The sequence below is a fragment of the Burkholderia anthina genome (genome assembly GCF_902498995.1).
In the GTDB taxonomy this organism is placed as follows: domain Bacteria; phylum Pseudomonadota; class Gammaproteobacteria; order Burkholderiales; family Burkholderiaceae; genus Burkholderia; species Burkholderia anthina.
In genome coordinates this window covers 41,721-60,884 of record NZ_CABVLY010000032.1, presented here as the reverse complement: position 1 = coordinate 60,884, position 19,164 = coordinate 41,721, and the positions used below count along the sequence as shown (strand labels likewise).

The 19,164-nt window shown below is 67.7% G+C and carries 17 protein-coding genes; 12 read left to right on the top strand and 5 right to left on the bottom strand.

Translation table 11 applies throughout. The annotated features are described in order from the left end of the window. Nucleotides 1-83 precede the first annotated feature (83 nt). Nucleotides 84-2,354 carry an NADP-dependent malic enzyme gene (locus BME24068_RS30445; RefSeq protein WP_174928267.1) on the bottom strand — a complete coding sequence of 757 codons (2,271 nt, stop codon included), beginning with the start codon at nucleotides 2,352-2,354 and terminating at the stop codon, nucleotides 84-86. Nucleotides 2,355-2,817: 463 nt separating this feature from the next. Here BME24068_RS30445 and BME24068_RS30440 point away from each other — a divergent pair, with 463 nt between their 5' ends. From BME24068_RS30440 to BME24068_RS30410, 7 genes are all read left to right on the top strand, one after another. Beyond that, on the top strand, nucleotides 2,818-3,504 hold the full coding sequence (locus BME24068_RS30440) for an orotate phosphoribosyltransferase (RefSeq protein ID WP_006752465.1): 687 nt from the start codon (nucleotides 2,818-2,820) through the stop codon (nucleotides 3,502-3,504). A 242-nt stretch (nucleotides 3,505-3,746) separates the two neighbouring features. After that, nucleotides 3,747-4,349 (top strand): YbhB/YbcL family Raf kinase inhibitor-like protein, encoded by a 603-nt coding sequence (locus BME24068_RS30435; RefSeq protein ID WP_174928266.1) that lies wholly within the window; start codon nucleotides 3,747-3,749, stop codon nucleotides 4,347-4,349. 231 nt (nucleotides 4,350-4,580) lie between these two features. Beyond that, a complete protein-coding gene (locus BME24068_RS30430; protein ID WP_096508212.1) occupies nucleotides 4,581-5,153 on the top strand; it encodes a flavodoxin family protein in 573 nt (190 codons plus the stop codon). A gap of 165 nt (nucleotides 5,154-5,318) precedes the next feature. Further along, on the top strand, nucleotides 5,319-6,269 hold the full coding sequence (gene argC / locus BME24068_RS30425) for an N-acetyl-gamma-glutamyl-phosphate reductase (protein WP_096508211.1): 951 nt from the start codon (nucleotides 5,319-5,321) through the stop codon (nucleotides 6,267-6,269). A gap of 431 nt (nucleotides 6,270-6,700) precedes the next feature. Next, the gene (locus BME24068_RS30420; protein WP_174928265.1) at nucleotides 6,701-8,128 is read left to right on the top strand and encodes a DUF2957 domain-containing protein; all 1,428 of its coding nucleotides are present in this window, start codon (nucleotides 6,701-6,703) and stop codon (nucleotides 8,126-8,128) included. 161 nt (nucleotides 8,129-8,289) lie between these two features. Continuing rightward, the gene (locus BME24068_RS30415) at nucleotides 8,290-9,531 is read left to right on the top strand and encodes a DUF2957 domain-containing protein (protein WP_174928264.1); all 1,242 of its coding nucleotides are present in this window, start codon (nucleotides 8,290-8,292) and stop codon (nucleotides 9,529-9,531) included. A gap of 16 nt (nucleotides 9,532-9,547) precedes the next feature. Next, nucleotides 9,548-10,381, top strand: a complete 834-nt coding sequence (locus BME24068_RS30410) for an OmpW/AlkL family protein (RefSeq protein ID WP_096508208.1) — start codon at nucleotides 9,548-9,550, stop codon at nucleotides 10,379-10,381. A 204-nt stretch (nucleotides 10,382-10,585) separates the two neighbouring features. Here the strand turns inward: BME24068_RS30410 and BME24068_RS30405 are convergent, their stop codons facing one another. Then, complete coding sequence (locus tag BME24068_RS30405) at nucleotides 10,586-11,506, bottom strand: LysR family transcriptional regulator (protein WP_174928263.1); 921 nt, start codon at nucleotides 11,504-11,506, stop codon at nucleotides 10,586-10,588. Nucleotides 11,507-11,603: 97 nt separating this feature from the next. Between BME24068_RS30405 and BME24068_RS30400 the strand changes: the two genes are divergently transcribed. Beyond that, a complete protein-coding gene (locus BME24068_RS30400; RefSeq protein ID WP_174928262.1) occupies nucleotides 11,604-12,881 on the top strand; it encodes an MFS transporter in 1,278 nt (425 codons plus the stop codon). Between the two features lie 73 nt (nucleotides 12,882-12,954). Here BME24068_RS30400 and BME24068_RS30395 read toward each other — a convergent pair whose 3' ends face one another. Both BME24068_RS30395 and BME24068_RS30390 read right to left on the bottom strand, forming a co-directional pair. Then, complete coding sequence (locus BME24068_RS30395) at nucleotides 12,955-13,590, bottom strand: LysE family translocator (protein WP_174928261.1); 636 nt, start codon at nucleotides 13,588-13,590, stop codon at nucleotides 12,955-12,957. 71 nt (nucleotides 13,591-13,661) lie between these two features. Beyond that, nucleotides 13,662-14,708, bottom strand: a complete 1,047-nt coding sequence (locus BME24068_RS30390; RefSeq protein WP_275405016.1) for an NAD(P)-dependent oxidoreductase — start codon at nucleotides 14,706-14,708, stop codon at nucleotides 13,662-13,664. On the opposite strand from BME24068_RS30390, the gene BME24068_RS30385 reads away from it, so the two are divergent. Further along, entirely contained in the window at nucleotides 14,628-15,389 is a 762-nt protein-coding gene (locus tag BME24068_RS30385) for a Mut7-C RNAse domain-containing protein (RefSeq protein ID WP_174928259.1), read from the top strand. The two genes, BME24068_RS30390 and BME24068_RS30385, sit on opposite strands and share 81 nt — an antisense overlap. A 79-nt stretch (nucleotides 15,390-15,468) precedes the next feature. Here BME24068_RS30385 and BME24068_RS30380 read toward each other — a convergent pair whose 3' ends face one another. Next, nucleotides 15,469-15,702 carry a hypothetical protein gene (locus tag BME24068_RS30380; protein ID WP_096508202.1) on the bottom strand — a complete coding sequence of 78 codons (234 nt, stop codon included), beginning with the start codon at nucleotides 15,700-15,702 and terminating at the stop codon, nucleotides 15,469-15,471. A 367-nt stretch (nucleotides 15,703-16,069) separates the two neighbouring features. On the opposite strand from BME24068_RS30380, the gene BME24068_RS30375 reads away from it, so the two are divergent. Genes BME24068_RS30375 through BME24068_RS30365 form a run of 3 tightly spaced genes read left to right on the top strand, consistent with a single transcriptional unit; the run spans nucleotide 16,070 to nucleotide 19,157 of the window. Then, on the top strand, nucleotides 16,070-17,275 hold the full coding sequence (locus BME24068_RS30375) for an efflux RND transporter periplasmic adaptor subunit (protein ID WP_174928258.1): 1,206 nt from the start codon (nucleotides 16,070-16,072) through the stop codon (nucleotides 17,273-17,275). Nucleotides 17,276-17,285: 10 nt separating this feature from the next. Next, nucleotides 17,286-17,984, top strand: a complete 699-nt coding sequence (locus BME24068_RS30370) for an ABC transporter ATP-binding protein (protein WP_096508231.1) — start codon at nucleotides 17,286-17,288, stop codon at nucleotides 17,982-17,984. Nucleotides 17,985-18,002: 18 nt separating this feature from the next. Next, nucleotides 18,003-19,157: an ABC transporter permease gene (locus BME24068_RS30365; protein ID WP_096508200.1), complete on the top strand. Its 1,155-nt coding sequence runs from the start codon at nucleotides 18,003-18,005 to the stop codon at nucleotides 19,155-19,157. Nucleotides 19,158-19,164 lie beyond the last annotated feature (7 nt).

The following is a 19,164-nucleotide window of genomic DNA, read 5'->3' as shown; positions in this document are numbered from 1 at the left end:
CCATAAAAAAACGCCACGGAACGCGGGTTCCGTGGCGTTTTTCATTGCGCCGCGCACGACGCGCGGCACACGCGGGCGCGAACTTACTTCGTGTTCGCGTTCGCGGCGGCCACCGCCGTCATGTTGATGATCCGGCGCACGGTCGCGGCCGGTGTCAGGATATGGACCGGCTTCGCTGCGCCGAGCAGGAACGGGCCGACCGTCACGCCTTCGCCGCCGACCATCTTCAGCAGGTTGTACGCGATGTTCGCCGCTTCGACATTCGGCATGATCAGCAGGTTCGCTTCGCCCGACAGCGTCGTGCCCGGGAAGGCAGCCTTGCGGACCGCTTCGGACAGGGCCGCGTCGCCGTGCATTTCGCCGTCGACTTCGAGGTTCGGTGCACGCTCGCTGATCAGCTTGCGGGCTTCCGCCATGCGGCGCGACGACGCCGACGGCGCGCTGCCGAAGTTCGAGTTCGACAGCAGCGCGGCCTTCGGCGCGATGCCGAAGCGCTCGATCTCGGCCGCCGCCTGGATCGTCATGTCGGCGAGCTGTTCCGCGCTCGGCAGCTCGTTCACGTACGTGTCGCACAGGAACAGGTTGCGGCCCGGCAGCATCAGCAGGTTCATCGCCGCGTAGTGCTCGGCGCCCTTCGCACGGCCCAGCACCTGCTCGATGAACTTCAGGTGCGTGTGGTACGTGTCGATCATCCCGCAGATCATCCCGTCCGCATCGCCCAGGTGCACGAGCATCGCGCCAATCAGCGTGTTGAACTTGCGCAGCGCGGCCTTCGCAACTTCCGGCGTCACGCCGTCGCGCGCGCCGATGTCGTGATAGGCCTGCCAGTAGCGGTGGTAGCGCGTGTCGTCTTCCGGATTCACGATCTCGAAATCGACGCCGGCCTTCAGCTTCGAGCCGATCTTCTGCAGACGCATCTCGACGACCGACGGACGGCCGACGATGATCGGCTTCGCGATCTTCTCCTGCAGCACGAACTGCGCGGCACGCAGCACGCGCTCGTCTTCGCCTTCGGCGAACACGATGCGCGCCTGCTTCTTCTTCGCGGTCGCGAACACCGGGCGCATCACCATGCCCGTGCGGTAGACGGTCGTGCCGAGCTGCTCGCGGTACGCGTCCATGTCCTCGATCGGGCGCGTGGCGACGCCCGAATCCATCGCGGCCTGCGCGACGGCCGGCGCGATCTTGATGATCAGGCGCGGGTCGAACGGCTTCGGAATCAGGTAGTCCGGCCCGAACTCGAGCGAGTGGCCTTCATACGCCTTCGCGACTTCCTCGCTCTGGTCGGTTTCCTCGGCCAGTTCGGCGATCGCGCGCACGCATGCGAGCTTCATTTCTTCCGTGATCGTCGTCGCGCCGACGTCGAGCGCGCCGCGGAAGATGAACGGGAAGCACAGCACGTTGTTGACCTGGTTCGGGTAGTCCGAACGGCCGGTCGCGACGATCGCGTCCGGACGCACGGCCTTCGCGTCTTCCGGGCGGATTTCCGGTTCCGGGTTCGCGAGCGCCAGGATCAGCGGGCGCTCGCCCATCGTCTTGACCATGTCCTGCTTCAGCACGCCCGCGCTCGAGCAGCCGAGGAACACGTCCGCGCCGACGATCGCATCGGCGAGCGTGCGTGCGTCGGTGGTCGCCGCATAGCGCTGCTTCGACGGATCGAGGTTGCCGCGCCCTTCGTAGATCACGCCCTTCGAATCGGCGACGAGGATGTTCGACTTCGTGAGGCCGAGGTTCACCAGCAGGTCCAGACACGCGATCGCTGCCGCGCCCGCGCCCGAACACACGAGCTTCACTTCCGACAGCTTCTTGCCGACGACCTTCAGGCCGTTCAGGATCGCGGCCGACGCGATGATCGCGGTGCCGTGCTGGTCGTCGTGGAAGACGGGGATCTTCATGCGCTCGCGCAGCTTCTGCTCGATGTAGAAGCACTCCGGCGCCTTGATATCCTCGAGGTTGATGCCGCCGAGCGTCGGCTCGAGCATCGCGATCGCCTCGACGAGCTTGTCGGGGTCGGATTCCGCCAGCTCGATGTCGAACACGTCGATGCCCGCGAACTTCTTGAACAGGCAGCCCTTGCCTTCCATCACCGGCTTCGCGGCGAGCGGGCCGATGTTGCCCAGGCCGAGCACGGCCGTGCCGTTGGTGATGACGCCGACGAGGTTGCCGCGCGACGTGTACTTCTGCGCGTCGAGCGGATCGGCGTAAATCGCGTCGCACGCAGCGGCGACGCCCGGCGAATACGCGAGCGACAGATCGAGCTGGTTCGACAGCGGCTTGGTCGGGGTGACCGAAATCTTGCCGGGTTTCGGGTTCAGGTGATACGCGAGAGCTGCCTGCTTCAGTTGTTCGTCCATGATTGACCTGCGAGAGACATGCGAAATTTTGACGGTTCAGTACACAGCACCTTCAGCCGCGTCTGCTTGAATCGAGGGGATGGTCGACTGCGAGACGGCACGCGACGCGCCGGGTCGGCACGCCATCGAACCTTGGCGGGTAGTGGCAAGAAGAAAGTACAAAGTACTGAACGATTTCTAAGGGTCGCCTAGTGTACACCCCCTAAATGACGCACGTTGGTGCAGCGCCGCATCCTCCGTATCAGCATCCGGCCGGTCGTACCCCGTTTGTTTCGCCGGTGGTGAGCGGCGCGCCGAACCTGCGCGAATTCCGCCGAAAACCGGCCTGAATCGGGTAAAATAGCGGGCTACGCGCGCAGCGATGCGATTGGCCCTCCGATCGCGCCCCGGCCCCTCGGGCAGGTTCCCCTTGCTGCGCCACCGGGCCCGCGCCCGCTCTTCGCTCATCACCCAAGGAATGCCCATGACAGGCTACGATCGTCAGTCGATCTCGGATACGACCGCCAAAATCCTGCTCGAAGTGCAGGCGGTGCACTTCAACGCCGAAAAACCGTTCATCTTCACGTCCGGCTGGGCAAGCCCCGTCTATATCGACTGCCGCAAGCTGATTTCGTATCCGCGCGTGCGCCGTGCGCTGATGGAAATGGCGGAAACGACGATCATGCGCGACGTCGGCTTCGAGCAGATCGACTCGGTGGCGGGCGGCGAGACGGCCGGCATCCCGTTCGCGGCATGGCTCGCGGACCGCATGATGGTGCCGATGCAGTACGTGCGCAAAAAGCCGAAGGGTTTCGGCCGCAACGCGCAGATCGAAGGTCATCTGGAAGAAGGCTCGCGCGTGCTGCTGGTGGAAGACCTGACGACCGACAGCCGCAGCAAGATCAACTTCGTCAACGCGCTGCGCACCGCGGGCGCGACGGTGAACCACTGCTTCGTGCTGTTCCACTACAACATCTTCAAGGAAAGCGTGTCGGTCCTGAAGGACATCGACGTCGACCTGCACGCGCTCGCGACGTGGTGGGACGTGCTGCGCGTCGCGAAGGCATCGGGCTACTTCGAGACGAAGACGCTCGACGAAGTCGAGAAATTCCTGCACGCGCCGGCCGAATGGTCGGCTGCACACGGCGGCGCGACGGCCCCGAAGGAATGACGCCGCGCCGGCATGCAGGCCGGCATCCTGGCTGAAAAAGCCGCTCGCTTCACCGCGAGCGGCTTTTTTTCGTCCGTCGGATCCGCATCAGGAACGATCGAAGTCGCGCGCCGCGACGTGCGTCGCTCATCGAACCCTAATGCTAGACTTGATCCATCGCCGCCATCAGCTGCGCGAGCTACGCACAACGCCAACAAACGCCGGGCTCGTCGGGCCGGCCCACGTGACGGGAGAAGCGCCATATGCGTGTGGATCGCCGGATCACTTCGCCTGCGCCTTCGGGTCGTCCGCCTGCGTTCATCGCCGCCCTTCTCTGCATCGCCGTCTGCGGCGCATTCGCCATTCGGCCCGCGCGCGCCGAAGGCCCGTTCACCGTGTCGAGCGACGACCTGAAACCGGGCGGGCGCGTCGGCCTCGCGAACGTGTTCGATCGCGGCGACTGCAAGGGCGAAAACCGCTCGCCGCAGCTCACGTGGCGCAACCCGCCCGCCGGCACGCGCGGCTACGCGGTCACGATCTTCGATCCCGACGCACCCGGCCACGGCTGGTGGCACTGGGCCGTCGCCGGCATTCCCGCGACCGTCACGAGCCTGCCCGCCGATGCGAGCGCGTCCGGCTTCCTGCAACGCATCGGCGCGAGCGAGGCGCGCAACGACTTCGGCACCGACGGCTACGGCGGCCCGTGCCCGCCGCCGGGCAAACCGCACCGCTACGTAATCACCGTCTACGCGCTGAAGGGCACGGACCTGCGCGTCGCGCAAGGTCGCCCCGCGCCGATGTTCGAGCACGAAATCGGCACGCTGACGATCGGCACAGCGCGACTCACGGTCACTTACGGGCAATAGCCATGCACATCACGTGAGCCGCGCCGCGCTGCGCCGGCCGCCAGGCCGATTCCCCGCAGCGACGAATTTCTGTGCGTGCGCGGCGCGCGTTTTTCCCGTCATTCCGGCTTGCTAGACTCGGCTGCACCGGTCGCGGCATCCCGCCGCGCATCCGCCGCGCCGCCTGACCGCGACGCGTGACGCGGCAGGCCGCGGCGCCTGCCGTTGTCGTCCTTTTCCGGAGAACGCTTCATGTCGAACATCGTTATCGTCTATCACAGCGGCTACGGTCACACGCAGAAACTGGCCGATGCCGTCCACGCGGGCGCGCAGGACGCCGGCGCCACCGCACGCCTGATCGCCGTCGGCGAGCTCGACGACGCGAGCTGGGCCGCGCTCGACGCGGCGGATGCCATCGTGTTCGGCGCGCCGACTTACATGGGCGGGCCGTCCGCGCAGTTCAAGCAGTTTGCCGACGCAACGTCGAAACCGTGGTTCACGCAGAAGTGGAAGGACAAGATCGCCGCCGGCTTCACGAACTCGGCGACGATGAACGGCGACAAGTTCTCGACGATTCAGTATTTCGTCACGCTGGCGATGCAACATGGGATGGTGTGGGTCGGCACGGGCATGATGCCGGCCAACTCGAAGGCGGCCACGCGTAACGACATCAACTACGTCGGCGGCTTCACGGGCCTGCTCGCGCAGTCCCCGGCGGATGCGACGCCCGACGAGGGCCCGCTGCCGGGCGACCTCGAGACCGCGAAGGCGTTCGGCCGGCGCGTCGCCGAAGCGACGGCCCGCTGGGTGGCCGGCGGCCGCTGAGCGCGCCCGCGCCGCCGGCGGAGCAATGCCGGCGCGCGTCAAAGGGACACAAGACGGCCCGCGGGCCGTCTTTTTTTCGCCCCGTGCGGTGCAGGCCCGCCGGATGACGTCTTAAAATATTGGTTTCAGGGCGCCGCGGCTCCCGTTTCATTCAGTGAGAGCGAAATGAGCACCAAAGTTTTTGTCGACGGCCAGGAAGGCACGACCGGCCTCAAGATCTTCGAATACCTGTCGGCACGCAACGACATCGAGATCCTGCGCATCGATGAAGCGAAGCGCAAGGACGTCGACGAGCGCCGCCGCCTGATCAACGCGTCGGACATCACGTTCCTGTGCCTGCCCGACGTCGCGTCGCGCGAATCGGCATCGCTGGTCGAGAACCCGAACACGACGCTGATCGACGCGAGCACCGCGTTCCGCACGAGCGCCGACTGGGCGTACGGCCTGCCGGAACTGACCCGCGCGCAGCGCGAGAAGATCCGCACGTCGAAGCGCATCGCGGTGCCGGGCTGCCATGCATCGGCCTTCGTGCTCGCGATGCGTCCGCTCGTCGACGCGGGCATCGTCGCGCCGACGTTCGCCGCACACAGCTATTCGATCACCGGTTACAGCGGCGGCGGCAAGTCGATGATCGCCGAGTACGAAAGCGCGGCGCCGGGCGGCAAGCTCGCGAGCCCGCGTCCGTACGCACTGGCGCTTGCGCACAAGCACCTGCCGGAAATGGCCGCGCACACGGGTCTCGCACATGCGCCGATCTTCACGCCGATCGTCGGGCCGTTCCTGAAGGGTCTCGCCGTGACGACCTACTTCTCGCCCGAGCAGCTCGCGAAGCGCGCGACGCCGCAGGACGTGCAGCGCGTGTTCGCCGAGTACTACGCGGACGAGCCGTTCGTGCGCGTCGCACCGTTCAACGCGGACGCGAATCTCGACAGCGGCTTCTTCGACGTACAGGCGAACAACGACACGAACCGCGTCGATCTGTTCGTGTTCGGCAACGAAGAGCGCTTCGTCACGGTCGCACGACTCGACAACCTCGGCAAGGGTGCGTCGGGCGCCGCGATCCAGTGCATGAACCTCAACATCGGCGCCGCCGAGGATAGCGGCCTGAAGCGCTGATCCTCCTTGCACGCGATGCAAAGCCGGCCGCTGGCCGGCTTTTTATTTATTCGTGCCAGGCAATATATAAAACCACGCTCGCGCATTTACAAATATTTACAAGCTTTCCGTTGCGCGATTACCAGTGAATTAATCCCCCCTCCTTTTTATCCAGTCAATCCCGAATAGGGATAAACCGGATACCGCCACTTTAAACGCTGCCGTTATACGCGGGAAGGCCATTGGAAAGCCGGCCGCGCGTGGCAGATCCCCCACTTCGGCAGCGCCTCGCCAGCCTCGTCGCGTTTTAATTCTTACGTAAAACCCCATCCAGAAAGGAATTGAAACGCCAAAGCCGTTTCAATCGCCTTTTTTAGACGAGTTCATCAATTGACAGCAAAAACCCAGGCAGCGACATTAGCTCGCACAATTAAACGATTGGAGACAGCGGCATGTCGCACGCCTTATCGAAGGGGGTGGCAACGGCCTTTGCCATCGCCCCTTTTCTGATTGCCTGTGGTGGAGGAGACGGCGGCTCGCCCGCGCCGATCAACACCCCCCAATGTTCCGGATCGAGTTGCGGCACGCAAGGGCCGCCGCCGTCGCAGCCCGTCAACGGCACGCTGTGCCCGGCCGATGCCGACATCGTGAAGAGCACGTATCTCGGTGGCGCCGGTAGCGGCGAGATCGTCAGCGTCAACATCGACGCGGTCGCGATGACCTACACGCTCAAGTGGCTCGAATCGCCGATTCCGCTCGCGACCGGCACGGTCACGCCGAGCCGCGCCGGCACGACCATCACGGGCAAGGTCATCCACCCGCCGACCGGCACGCTGCCGACGGCCGAGCAGACGCGCTGCGCGTTCGTCCTCACGCCGGGCACCGGTACCGCGCCGAACGGCTCGACCTATTCGACGGCCGCCGACTTCAACCAGGCGAACCCGCCGATGCTGCTGGTCGGCATGGGTGTCGCGGGCGGCGGTATCCCGGGGGCGACGGTCCAGTACGACGGGCTGACGATCAGCCTCGCCGGTATCCCGCTCTACAAGAATGTCGGCCAGGTGCCGAACCGCCACTTCGATTTCTATCCGTTCCTCGGCTTCGCGAACACGACGACCGATCTCACGAAGCTGCCGGGCACGTACAACGCACTGCTCTACCACCTCGTGCCGTCGGGCAACTATGCGACGAAGGGCATCAACTCGAGCGAGACGTTCGACGCGAACGGCGCATGCACGTCGACCTCCGGCAGTTGCGAGACGACCGGCAATCCGTGGACGGTGAACGCGAACGGCAGCTACCTCGACAGCACGCAGGCCCCGCAGATCCTGCCGCAAACGTCGCTCCCGGTGGTCGGCACGACGGGCAAATCGGGCACCGCGCACATGGTGATCGGCCAGCTCAACGGCGCGACGGTGCCGGTGGTCGTCCGTACGGGCTACGTGTATCTCGGCACCGATGCGGCGCTGCACACCGACGCAAAGGTCGACGACGAATCGGGCATCGCGGTACTCGCCGCGGCGAGCGCGATCCAGTCGGGCGCGATCGACGGCGGCTACGCAGGCGCGGATTCGAACTTCAAGTACACGGCCGCACTGATCCGCGGCAGCAACGCGTCGTTCATCAATCCGACCACGCAGGCCGAAGAAGACGGCTTCACGCTCGACTACGGCCAGACGACGGCGGGCCTGCTGAACGCAACGACCACGCCGCCGAGCGGCGCGAGCTACCCGTCCGCATCGGGCGTGGTGATCGCGACGGGCGGGCTGTATGCGGCGCTGATCCAGGGCACGGTGAACGGCGGCGTCACGCAGACGTCGGCGAATTCGACGACATCGTCGACACCGTACTTCGGCGTGGGTGCGCAGATCAGCAAGTAGCGATCGGGGACGCGGCGGCGGCCGGTGCGCCGCCGCGTATGGCGGGAAGAGGAAGGCACGACACGACGGCGTCCGGCACGACGCAGGCGCAACGCGCACAAGCAAACAGAAGCGGTCGACAGGGAGCCGGCCGCCGTACAAGACAAATCTGGAGGAGCAACATGAAGCGCAACCTCATTCTGGCGGCGGCCCTTGCCGCCCCCCTTCTTTCCGGCTGCGGCGGTGGCGACGACAATCCGCCCCCGCTCGTCGAAGACCGGCTCTGCCCCGCGTCGCTCGACTACAGCACCGTATTCACGGGCGGTGCGGGCAGCGGCGAACTCGCGAAGGTCCAGCTCGACACGACCAAGATGACCTGGCAGGTCACCTATGTCGAATCGCCGGTTCCGGCAACGACCGGCACCGTCACGCCGACCCGCGCGGGCACGGTCGACAGCGGCACGCTCACGCAGGAAACGCTGCTGCCGACCAACAAGCTGAACCAGTGCGCATTCCGCCTGAACGGCGCGAGCCTCGATCCGTCGCGCCCGGCGCGCATCTTCGTCGGCGAAGGCGTCGCGGGCGGCACGATTCCGGGCAAGGAAATCCAGTTCAACGGCGTGCTCGGCCAGGCCGCGGTGCCCGATACGAAATTCCCGTACTACCCGTTCATCGGCTTCTCGTCGATCGAAACGGACATCACGAAGGTCGCGGGCACGTACAGCCACGTCGGCTTCGGCGAAGTGCCGTCGCAGAACTTCGCGCCGGCGTCGATCGATGCGAAGGTGACGATCAACGCCGACGGTTCGTGGACCAAATGCGACACGACCGGCCAGTTCGCCGGCGGCGCGTGCACGCAGCAGGGCACGAACTTCGCGCAGTCGGCCGACGGCAGCGGCGCGTTCCAGAGCAACAACTACCAGAGCCAGCTGAAGCCGACGCTGTCGGCGACGCCGCAGGGCAAGGGCTTCATGATCGTCGGCAAGCTGCGCAACCAGCTCGTGCCGATCCTCGTGCGCACGGGTGTCGCGAACCCGAACCCGACGCCGGACAGCAACGGCGTGCCGGGCCTGACCGCCGACGACGAATCGAGCATCTCGATCCTCGCGCCGCAAACGACCATCGCGCTCGGCTCGCAGAACGGCGAGTACATCGGCGTCGACAGCCAGTTCGACTACCGCACCACCGCGCTGGCCGACACGCAGGCCACGCTGCTCGATCCGTTCCAGGCATCGCAGGCATCGCTTGCGACCGCGCTGAACCTCGACTACACGCAGGCGGTGCCGGGCACGGTCACGACGATCCACGTGGGTGCAAGCAGCACGGCGCCGACCGGCAAGTTCATCTTCACGGGTGGCGTGTTCGGTTTCCTCGACAACGCGGGTTCGACGCCGTATTTCACGATCGGCGCGTTCGTCCAGTAAGAGGAGGCAAGCCGTGATGAAGAAGACCCTTCTCTGCGCGGCGGCCGGCGCCGCCGCCCTGGCGCCGCTCGCGGCGCACGCGCAGAGCGCCGGCAGCAACGTCGTCACGCTGGGCTGGTTCCACGTGATGCCGCAGCAGAGCAGCACGCCGATGACGACCAACGTCGCGCCGACGCCGATCAACACGCCGCTGCGGCTGCCGCCGTCGTTCACGTCGCCGGGCACCGGGCTGCGCACCAGCGGCGCCGATACCGTCGGCCTGACGGTCAGCCACTTCCTGACCGATCACATCGCGGTCACGTCGGTGGCCGGCGTGCCGCCGGTGTTCAAGGTGTCGGGCCAGGGCACGATCAAGCCGCCCGGCCCTGCCGGCGCGCTGGGCACGCAGAACATCGGGCTCGCGTCGGTCAACCCGATCGTGAAGAGCGTGCGGCAGTGGAGCCCGGCGGTGATCCTGCAGTACTACTTCGGACAGGCGACCGCGAAGTTCCGGCCGTTCCTCGGCCTCGGCGTGTCGTACAACTGGTTCAGCGACCTGCAGCTCAATACGAACTTCATCAAGCAGACGCAGGACAACCTCGGCGCGATTCTCGCGGCGGGCGCGGGCAAGCCGGGTACGACATCGGTGGAGGCAAAGGCGTCGTCGTCGTGGCAGCCGGTGTTCAACGCGGGCCTGCAATACAACATGACCGAGCATTTCGGGCTGGTGGCGTCGGTGACGTACATCCCGCTGAAGACGACATCGACGGTGACGATCAAGGCGGCCGACGGCACGACACTCGCCGAGTCGAAATCGGACCTGAAGGCGGACCCGATCATCAGCTACGTCGGGATGACGTACAAGTTCTAAGGCCGGCGACGGAGAACGAAACGAGGAAAGATGGATGACCCGCGCCAAAAACGCGGGCAAAAAAAAGCCCGCCTAAGAGGCGGGCTGAATCCATATCAGAGGAGACATGGAGGAGACAGGTGTAACTATAGCGAATCGATTTCCGCATTGCAACATTTCCGTAGAGAAAATAAGGATTTTCCCTCGAATGCGTACTCTAGATCGCTAGTCTGTATCCGACCCCTTCATGCTTTCCCGCTCGAGCACGTCTCCGAGCGCATCGCGCAGCAGCGCGACGGGCCGCGTCAGGCGGCCCGGCAGCGCGGCATGCACGATCCACACGTTGATTCGCGTTTCCAGCCCCGTCGTTTCCACCACCCTCAGCGCATCGCGATGCGCGCTGCGCGCCAGCGCGTTCGGCGGCGCGATGCCGATACCCGCGCCACGCGCGACGAGCGACAACTGCAGCTCCGAGCCGAACGCCTCGACCGCGACATCGAACGGCAGCCCGGCGGAACCGAGCGCGCGGCTCAGCGCCGAGCGCATCCCGCAGCCGTCCTGGCTCAGCACCCACGGAAAACCCGACAGCACGTCGAGCGATAGCGGACCGTCCGGCAACGGGAAATCGCGCGCGGCGACGAGCACCGTCGGCTGCGTGCCGAGCAGGGTCGCCGTCAGCGTGTCGGGCAGCGCCGCGCTGGCCGGCACCATCACCGTCGCGACATCGAGCGTGCCGCGCTCGATGCCCTGCACGAGCGCCGGCGACCAGCCGGCCGTCACGCGCAACGTCAGCCGCGGAAACGCATCGCGCAACCGGTCGATCGGCCGCTCGAGCGCGAGCTCGGACAGGAACGGCGGCACGCCGATGCGCAGCTCACCCGACGGCTCGCTGTCCGGCGCCCCCGCGGCCATCAGCTCGTCGACCGCACGCAGCACGTTGCGTGCAAGCGCGTAGACGTCGCGCCCGGCGGCAGTCGGCTTCAGCGGCTTGCTCTGCCGTTCGAGCAGCGGCACGCCCAGCAGCGTTTCGAGGTTCTGCATGCGGCGGGTGAGACCCGGCTGGGTCAGATGGAGCTTCGCGGCGGCGGCGACCATCGACCCGCTGTCGACTACCGCGACGAACGCCTGGAGATCACGCGTATTCAAAACAAACTCGCATAATCATGTTAGACATATTTCAATTGTCGCATAAACATCGGCCACCTACGATGGGGATTCCTTCGCTCCTCTTCCCAGGCTTCCGATGAACTGCCCCGCCGATTCCCGCCCTGCCGCCATGCGCCCCGCGCGCGGCGCCCCGCCCGCGCTCAGCACGGGCATGACGCTCTTCTTCGCCGCGACGGTCGGCGTGATCGTGATGGACCTGTTCGCCGCACAACCGCTGACGGGCCCGATCAGTGCCGACCTGCACCTGCCGCCCGGACTCACCGGCCTCGTCGCGATGCTGCCGCAGCTCGGCTACGCGGCCGGCCTCGTGCTGCTGGTGCCGCTCGTCGATCTGCGCGAAAACCGCCGGCTGATCGTCGCGACGCTCGTCGCGTGCGCGGCGGCGCTCGCGCTGCCCGCGTTCACGCGCTCGGGCGCCGTGTTCCTGGTCGCGACGCTGATCGCCGGCGCCGCGTCGAGCGTGATCCAGATGCTGGTGCCGATGGCCGCGTCGATGGCGCCCGAAGCGCAGCGCGGCCGTGCGGTCGGCAACGTGATGAGCGGACTGATGCTCGGCATCCTGCTGTCGCGGCCGCTCGCGAGCCTGATCGCGGGCACGGCGGGCTGGCGTGCGTTCTACGCGCTGGCCGCGCTCGCGAATGCGGCGATCGCCGTCGTGCTGGCGCTGCGGCTGCCGGCGCGCCAGCCGGCGGTGACGGCCGGCTATCGCACGCTGCTCGCGTCGATGGGACGGCTGCTCGCCGACGAACCGGTGCTGCGCCGGCATGCGCTGTCGGCCGCACTCGCGATGGCGGCGTTCAGCGCGTTCTGGACGGCCATCGGGCTACGGCTTGCGCAGCCGCCGTTCGGCCTCGACCTGCACGGAATCGCGCTGTTCGCGTTCGCCGGCGCGAGCGGTGCGATCGTCACGCCGCTCGCCGGCCGCGCCGGCGATCGCGGCCACGGCCCGGCCGCACAGCGCATCGCGCACGTGACGATGCTCGCGGCGCTCGCCGTGCTCGGCGTCGCCGGCGCCGGCTGGTTCGGCTTCGACGTGCACGCGCATCGCGGCGTCGCGCTGGCGCTGCTGGCCGGCGGCGCGGCGCTGCTCGACGCGGGCGTGATCGTCGACCAGACGATCGGCCGGCGTGCCATCAACCTGCTGAACCCGGCCGCGCGCGGGCGCCTGAACGGCTTGTTCGTCGGGCTGTTTTTCGTCGGCGGCGCACTGGGCGCGGCGCTCGCGGGTAGCGCGTGGGCGTGGGGCGGATGGAGCGCCGTGTGCGGCGTCGGCTTCGCGTTCGCCGGCGCGGCCGCCGGGTTCGGCCTGTCGGCCGCGCGCCGGACCGGTGCAGCCGCGTTGCCGCGCGCGTAGGCCGGGCCCGGATATGCAAACGCCCCGCCCTCTGACGAGGCGCGGGGCGTTGCGCGGACCGCGGGGCCCGGAATCAGTGACGGACCAGCGCCATCATCGCGCCGAAACCGACGAAGATGCCGCCCGTCAGCCGGTTGAAGATCTTCGCGACGCTCTGGCTCTTCAACGTCGCGCCGATCCGCGTGCCGAACGACGCGTAGACGAGATACCAGCTCACCTCGATCACCGCGAACGTGACGACCAGGATGCCGAACTGCGGCAGCGTGGGCGCCGACGCGTTGATGAACTGCGGCAGCAGCGCGGCCGCGAACAGGATCGCCTTCGGGTTGCTGCCCGCGACCAGGAAGCCATTGCGGAACAGCGCCAGACGCGATGCCGACGCGCCCGGCGACACCGCATCGACGTCGGCGGCCGGCGCGTCGTCGACGCGCGCGCGCCACGCCTTGACGCCGAGATAGATCAGATAGGCGGCGCCCGAGAAGCGCAACGCATTGAACATCGCCGGCCATGCCTCGAGAACCGCCCCGAGCCCCGCCGCGGACACCGCGAGCATCAGCACCAGCGCGGTCAGGCAGCCTGCCATCGTCGACGACGAGCGGCGCAGCCCGTGCCGCGCGCCGTGCGTCATCACGAGCAGCATGTTCGGGCCCGGAATCGCCGACACGACGAACACCGTCGCCACGAAAAGCCACCACGTATGCAGGTTCATGACCGCCTCAACCGAAAGAAAAACGAAACGTCGATTATGCCGTGTGTGCCGCGCTTCTGTCGCGCGCCGGCTCAGCGGCCCGCGCGGCGCAACGCGACTTCGCCGAGCACCGCGAAGTCCTGGTCGCCGCCGCCGTGCGCGAGCGCATCGAGCAGGCTGTCGCGCACGACGCTCGCCACCGGCAGCGGCACCGATGCCGCGTCGCCGGCTTCCAGCGCGAGCCGGACGTCCTTCAGGCCGAGCCGGGCCTTGAAGCGCGCGGGTTCGTAGCTGCGCTCGGCGATCATCCCGCCGTAGCCCTGGTAGACCGACCCGGGAAACACGCTGCTGGTGATCACGTCGAGAAAATCGCGCATCGCGACGCCGTGCGCGCCGAGCAGCGCGGACGCCTCGCCGAGCGTCTCGATCGCCGACGCGAGCGTGAAGTTCGCCGCGATCTTCGCGACGTTCGCGTGCTGCGGCAGCGAACCGAATCGCCAGGTCTTCTGGCCGATCGCGTCGAACAGCGGCTGCACGCGGTCGATCGCCTCGGCCGGGCCGGCGGCCATGATCGTCAGGCGCGCGGCGGCCGCGACGTCCGGGCGCCCCATCACCGGCGCGGCGACGTAGTCGAGCCCGCGCGACGCATGCGCGTGCGCGAGCGATTCGGCCAGCGCGACGGAGACCGTCGCCATGTTCACGTGGATCAGGCCGCGCGGCGCCTGCGCGAGCAGCGCGTCGTCGAACACTGCGCGCGCGGCGGCATCGTCGGCGAGCATCGAGAACACGGCGTCGCCGCGAAACGCATCGGCTGGCGACGCAACGATCTGCGCACCGAGTGCGGCGAGCGGCTCGGCGCGCTCGCGCGACCGGTTCCAGACGCGCACGGTGTGCCCCGCCTTCAGCAGGTTCGCCGCGATCGCCTGCCCCATTTCGCCCAGCCCGATAAATCCGAGATCCATTACCTGCTCCTTCGATCCATGAAGCCGCGAGTTAAACACAGATGACGGTGGCTTGCAGCGGCCGCCGCCGGCCGTGCGCGGTGCGATACTGGGCGAATGGCGACCGCGACCTTCCGCTTCCACGGCGAACTGAACGCGTTTCTCGCGCGGGCACGGCGCGAGTGCGCGTTCACGCATGCGTTTGCGCGCGACGCGACGCTCAAGCATGCGATCGAGGCGCTCGGCGTCCCGCATACGGAAATCGGCGAGCTCTGCGTAGACGGCGCGCCGGCCGACCTCGACCGGCCGCTCGGCGGCGGCGAGCACGTCGACATCCACCCGCAGCACGCCCGACCGGCCGGGAACGGCGCGCCCGCGCCGCAACCGGAGCGCTGGCGCTTCGTCGCCGACGCGCATCTCGGCGGCCTCGCGCAGTTGCTGCGGCTCGCCGGCTTCGACACCTGCTACGACAACCATTACCGCGACGACGCGCTCGTCGCGCTCGCCGTGCGCGAAGACCGCACCGTGCTGACCCGCGACCGCGAGCTGCTCAAGCGCCGGGCGGTCGTGCGCTGCTGCTACCTGCATGCGCAGCAGCCGGCCGAGCAGTTGCGCGAGCTGTTCGCGCGGCTCGACCTCGCGCCGTACATGCGCCCGTTCCGGCTGTGCCTGCGCTGCAATGCACCGCTGCACCCGCTCGATGCGGCAGCCGCCGCGCCGCGGGTGCCGGCCGGCGTGCGCCAGCGGCACCGGCGCTTTGCCGTGTGCGACGTGTGCGGACGCGTGTTCTGGGAGGGCTCGCACTGGCGGCGCATGCGCGCGGTGGTCGACGCGATGCGCGCGCCGCCGGCCGGCACGCCGGACCTTCCAGACGCCTGAAAAAACAAAACCCCGCATGCCGGAAGCGTGCGGGGTTTCGCGACGGGCGGCCGGCAGTGCCGGCCCCGGCGAGACGCGCTTAGTTTGCTGCGCCTGCGTCGTTCGTGCCGGCTGCCGAAGCGGCGGCGGCCTTCGCCTTGCCCTTCGCCGAACCGTGGTGCTTCAGCGCGTGCTTCGGCTTGCTGTGATCCTTCTTGGCCGGTGCCGGTGCTGCGGCCGACGTGTCGGCTGCCGGCGCGGACGCCTGTGCGAATGCCGAAACCGATGCGAGAGCGAATGCTGCGGTCATGATCGAAGCGAGCGTCTTCTTCATTGTTCTTCCTTTAGCGGAGAAAAAGTCAAACGTACCGGTAAAGATGCGAGGCATCCGCATCGGAACGTCAGTCGCGCCGGGTTTCCGGTCGCCGCCGGGCGGCTCGGCTCTCGCCTTTTCGCCTCGACAAATACTGACGCACTGGCTCCATAACGCACCGCCCGCGCGGCCAGTTGACACGTTCCTTGCAATCTTCGGGTTTCCCCGGAGGCGCAGGCCGCGGGCCCGCGCGACATGCCGCCCGGGCGTCTGCCAATCGTCCGACAAACCGGCTCTCGCGCCCGTTGCGGCAACGCTATACTGGCCTTCTTCCGTTCCAACGGATCGCGGCCGGTCATGAGACCGCCGCCGTCGCGAGGCGCCCAAATTGCCCGATCACAATCTGGACAAACTGAAAATCGACCGGCGTCCGATCGCGCCCGCGCCACGCCGGCGCCGGTGGGTCCGCTACGCGGTCGCGGCCGCAACCCTGATCGCCGCGATCATCGCCGCACTTCTCCTCACCGGCCGGCCGACGGTCGACACGACGTCCGTCACGTCCGCCTACCCTTACCAGAACGACACGCAGCTCAATGCGACCGGCTATGTCGTGCCGCAGCGCAAGGCCGCGGTCGCGTCGAAGGGCCAGGGGCGCGTCGAATGGCTCGGCGTGCTCGAAGGCACGCGCGTGAAGAAGGACGAGATCATCGCGCGGCTCGAAAGCAGCGACGTCGAGGCATCGCTCGCGCAGGCGCTTGCACAGGTGAAGGTCGCCCGCGCAAACCTCGGCGTCGAGCAGGCCGAACTGAAGGATGCCGAGATCGCGCTGCGCCGCACCGCGGTGCTCGCGCCGAAGGGCGCAGTGCCGGCCGCGCAGCTCGACATCGACACGGCCCGCGTGAACAAGGCCCGCGCATCGGTCAACAGCGACCAGGCCGCGATCGCGTCAGCCGAAGCCAACGCGCAGGCCGCGCAGGTCGCGGTCGACCAGACGGTGATCCGCGCGCCGTTCGACGGGATCGTGCTCGCGAAGCACGCGAACGTCGGCGACAACATCACGCCGTTCTCGTCCGCCTCGGACAGCAAGGGCGCGGTCGTGACGATCGCCGACATGGACACGCTCGAGGTCGAAGCCGACGTCGCCGAATCGAACATCGCGACGATCCGCGCCGAGCAGCCGTGCGAAATCCAGCTCGACGCGCTGCCGGACATGCGCTTCGCGGGCCGCGTGTCGCGCATCGTCCCGACCGTCGATCGCTCGAAGGCAACCGTGCTCGTGAAAGTGCGTTTCGTCGACCGCGACGAGCGCGTGCTGCCTGACATGAGCGCGAAGATCGCGTTCCTGTCGAAGCCGGCGACGCCGCAGGACCGGCAGCCGGTGACGGCCGTGCAGGCGAGCGCGGTGGTCGAGCGCGACGGCCGGCCGGTCGTGTTCGTCGTGAAGGGCGACACCGTGCACGCGGCGACGGTGACGGCCGGCACGCGGATCGGCGAGCTGGTCGCGGTCCGCGGCGTGAAGCCCGGCGACACGGTCGTGCTCGCGCCGGGCGCAAAACTGAAGGACGGCGCGAAAGTGACCGTCGCGAAGAAATAGCGTGCCGCGCGTGAACGACGCATCGCCGCCCCTCGTCGAGATCAGCCACGTCGCGAAGTCGTACCGGCGCGGCAACCAGGTCGTGCCGGTGCTGACCGACATCACGCTCGACATCGGCGAAGGCGACTTCGTCGCGCTGATGGGGCCGTCCGGCTCCGGCAAGAGCACGCTGCTCAATCTCGTCGCCGGCATCGACCGGCCCGACAGCGGCGAGCTGCGCGTGGGCGGCCTCGACATCTCGCGGCTCGAGGAGGCGCAACTGGCCGAATGGCGCGCGGCGAACGTCGGCTTCATCTTCCAGTTCTACAACCTGATGCCGGTGCTGACCGCGTTCGAGAACGTCGAGCTGCCGCTGATGCTCACGCACCTGTCGCGCCGCGAACGGCGCGAGCGCGTCGAACTGGTGCTCGACATGGTGAACCTGGGCGACCGGACGAGCCATTACCCGTCCGAGCTGTCGGGCGGCCAGCAGCAGCGCGTCGCGATCGCGCGCGCGCTGATCACCGATCCCGTGCTGATCGTCGCGGACGAGCCGACCGGCGACCTCGACCGCGCGTCGGCCACCGACGTGCTCGCGATGCTGCAGCGGATGAACGCCGAGCTCGGCAAGACCATCATCATGGTGACCCACGACGCGCATGCGGCCGGCGCCGCGCAATCGCTCGTGCATCTGGAAAAAGGGGAGCTGATCGATGGGCACGCCGTCTGACCGACGGGAGCGCGCACGATGTACGTGCTGAAGCTGATCGCACGCAATGCGCTGCGGCACCGGCTGCGCACGCTGCTGACCGTGCTCGGGCTGACCATCGCGGTGCTGGCGTTCGGGCTGCTGCATACCGTCGTCGACGCGTGGTACGCGGGCGCGGCCGCCGCGTCGAGCGGACGGCTCGTCACGCGCAACGCGATCTCGCTCGTGTTCCCGCTGCCGGTCAGCTACGAGAACCGGATTCGCGGCGTGGACGGCGTAACGACGGTGGTTCGCTCGAACTGGTTCGGCGGCGTGTATCGCGATCCGAAGAACTTCTTCGCGAGCTTCGCGGTGTCGGACAACTACCTCGATCTCTACCCCGAATTCATTCTTCCCGCGCAGCAGCGCGCCGACTACGACCGCGATCGCCGCGGCTGCCTCGTCGGGCGCCAGCTCGCGACGCAGTTCGGCTTCAAGGTCGGCGACGTGATCCCGCTGAAGGGAACGATCTACCCCGGCACGTGGGACTTCGTCGTGCGCGGGATCCTCGACGGCCGCGACGATTCGACGATCACGCGCCAGTTGGTGTTCCACTGGGACTACCTGAACGAGACGGTGCGCAAGCGCACGCCGAAGCAGGCCGACCAGGTCGGCGTGTTCGTGGTCGGCGTCGCGAACCCGGACGACGGCGCCACCATCGCGCGCAACGTCGATGCCGTCTTCAAGAACTCGCTCGCCGAAACGCTGACCGAGACCGAGCAGGCGTTCCAGCTCGGTTTCGTCGCGATGTCAAACCAGATCATCGCGGCGATCCGTGTCGTGTCGTATGTCGTGATCCTGATCATCATGGCCGTGATGGCCAACGCGATGGCGATGAGCGCGCGCGAGCGCACCGCCGAGTACGCGACGCTGAAGGCGCTCGGCTTCGGTCCCGGCTTTCTCGCGCTGATCGTGTTCGGCGAATCGGTCGTGATCGCGGTGGCCGGCGGCGGCCTCGGGATGCTCGCGACGCCGCCGGCCGCGAGCCTCTTCAAGCAGGCGGCGGGCGGCATCTTCCCGGTGTTCAGGGTGTCGACCGAAACGATGGCGCTGCAGGCCGCGTGCTCGGTCGCGGTCGGCATTGCGGCCGCGCTCGTGCCGGCGTGGCAGGCCGCACGCGTGCGCGTGGTCGAAGGCCTGCGGGCGATCGGGTAGGCCGGGA

Excerpts from the sequence above, each read along its gene's own strand:
- BME24068_RS30445 (WP_174928267.1), bottom strand. The coding sequence starts at position 2,354 with ATGGACGAACAACTGAAGCAGGCAGCTCTCGCGTATCACCTGAACCCG.
- BME24068_RS30440 (WP_006752465.1), top strand. The coding sequence starts at position 2,818 with ATGACAGGCTACGATCGTCAGTCGATCTCGGATACGACCGCCAAAATC.
- BME24068_RS30435 (WP_174928266.1), top strand. The coding sequence starts at position 3,747 with ATGCGTGTGGATCGCCGGATCACTTCGCCTGCGCCTTCGGGTCGTCCG.
- BME24068_RS30430 (WP_096508212.1), top strand. The coding sequence starts at position 4,581 with ATGTCGAACATCGTTATCGTCTATCACAGCGGCTACGGTCACACGCAG.
- argC (WP_096508211.1), top strand. The coding sequence starts at position 5,319 with ATGAGCACCAAAGTTTTTGTCGACGGCCAGGAAGGCACGACCGGCCTC.
- BME24068_RS30420 (WP_174928265.1), top strand. The coding sequence starts at position 6,701 with ATGTCGCACGCCTTATCGAAGGGGGTGGCAACGGCCTTTGCCATCGCC.
- BME24068_RS30415 (WP_174928264.1), top strand. The coding sequence starts at position 8,290 with ATGAAGCGCAACCTCATTCTGGCGGCGGCCCTTGCCGCCCCCCTTCTT.
- BME24068_RS30410 (WP_096508208.1), top strand. The coding sequence starts at position 9,548 with ATGAAGAAGACCCTTCTCTGCGCGGCGGCCGGCGCCGCCGCCCTGGCG.
- BME24068_RS30400 (WP_174928262.1), top strand. The coding sequence starts at position 11,604 with ATGAACTGCCCCGCCGATTCCCGCCCTGCCGCCATGCGCCCCGCGCGC.
- BME24068_RS30395 (WP_174928261.1), bottom strand. The coding sequence starts at position 13,590 with ATGAACCTGCATACGTGGTGGCTTTTCGTGGCGACGGTGTTCGTCGTG.
- BME24068_RS30385 (WP_174928259.1), top strand. The coding sequence starts at position 14,628 with ATGGCGACCGCGACCTTCCGCTTCCACGGCGAACTGAACGCGTTTCTC.
- BME24068_RS30390 (WP_275405016.1), bottom strand. The coding sequence starts at position 14,708 with ATGCGTGAACGCGCACTCGCGCCGTGCCCGCGCGAGAAACGCGTTCAG.
- BME24068_RS30380 (WP_096508202.1), bottom strand. The coding sequence starts at position 15,702 with ATGAAGAAGACGCTCGCTTCGATCATGACCGCAGCATTCGCTCTCGCA.
- BME24068_RS30365 (WP_096508200.1), top strand. The coding sequence starts at position 18,003 with ATGTACGTGCTGAAGCTGATCGCACGCAATGCGCTGCGGCACCGGCTG.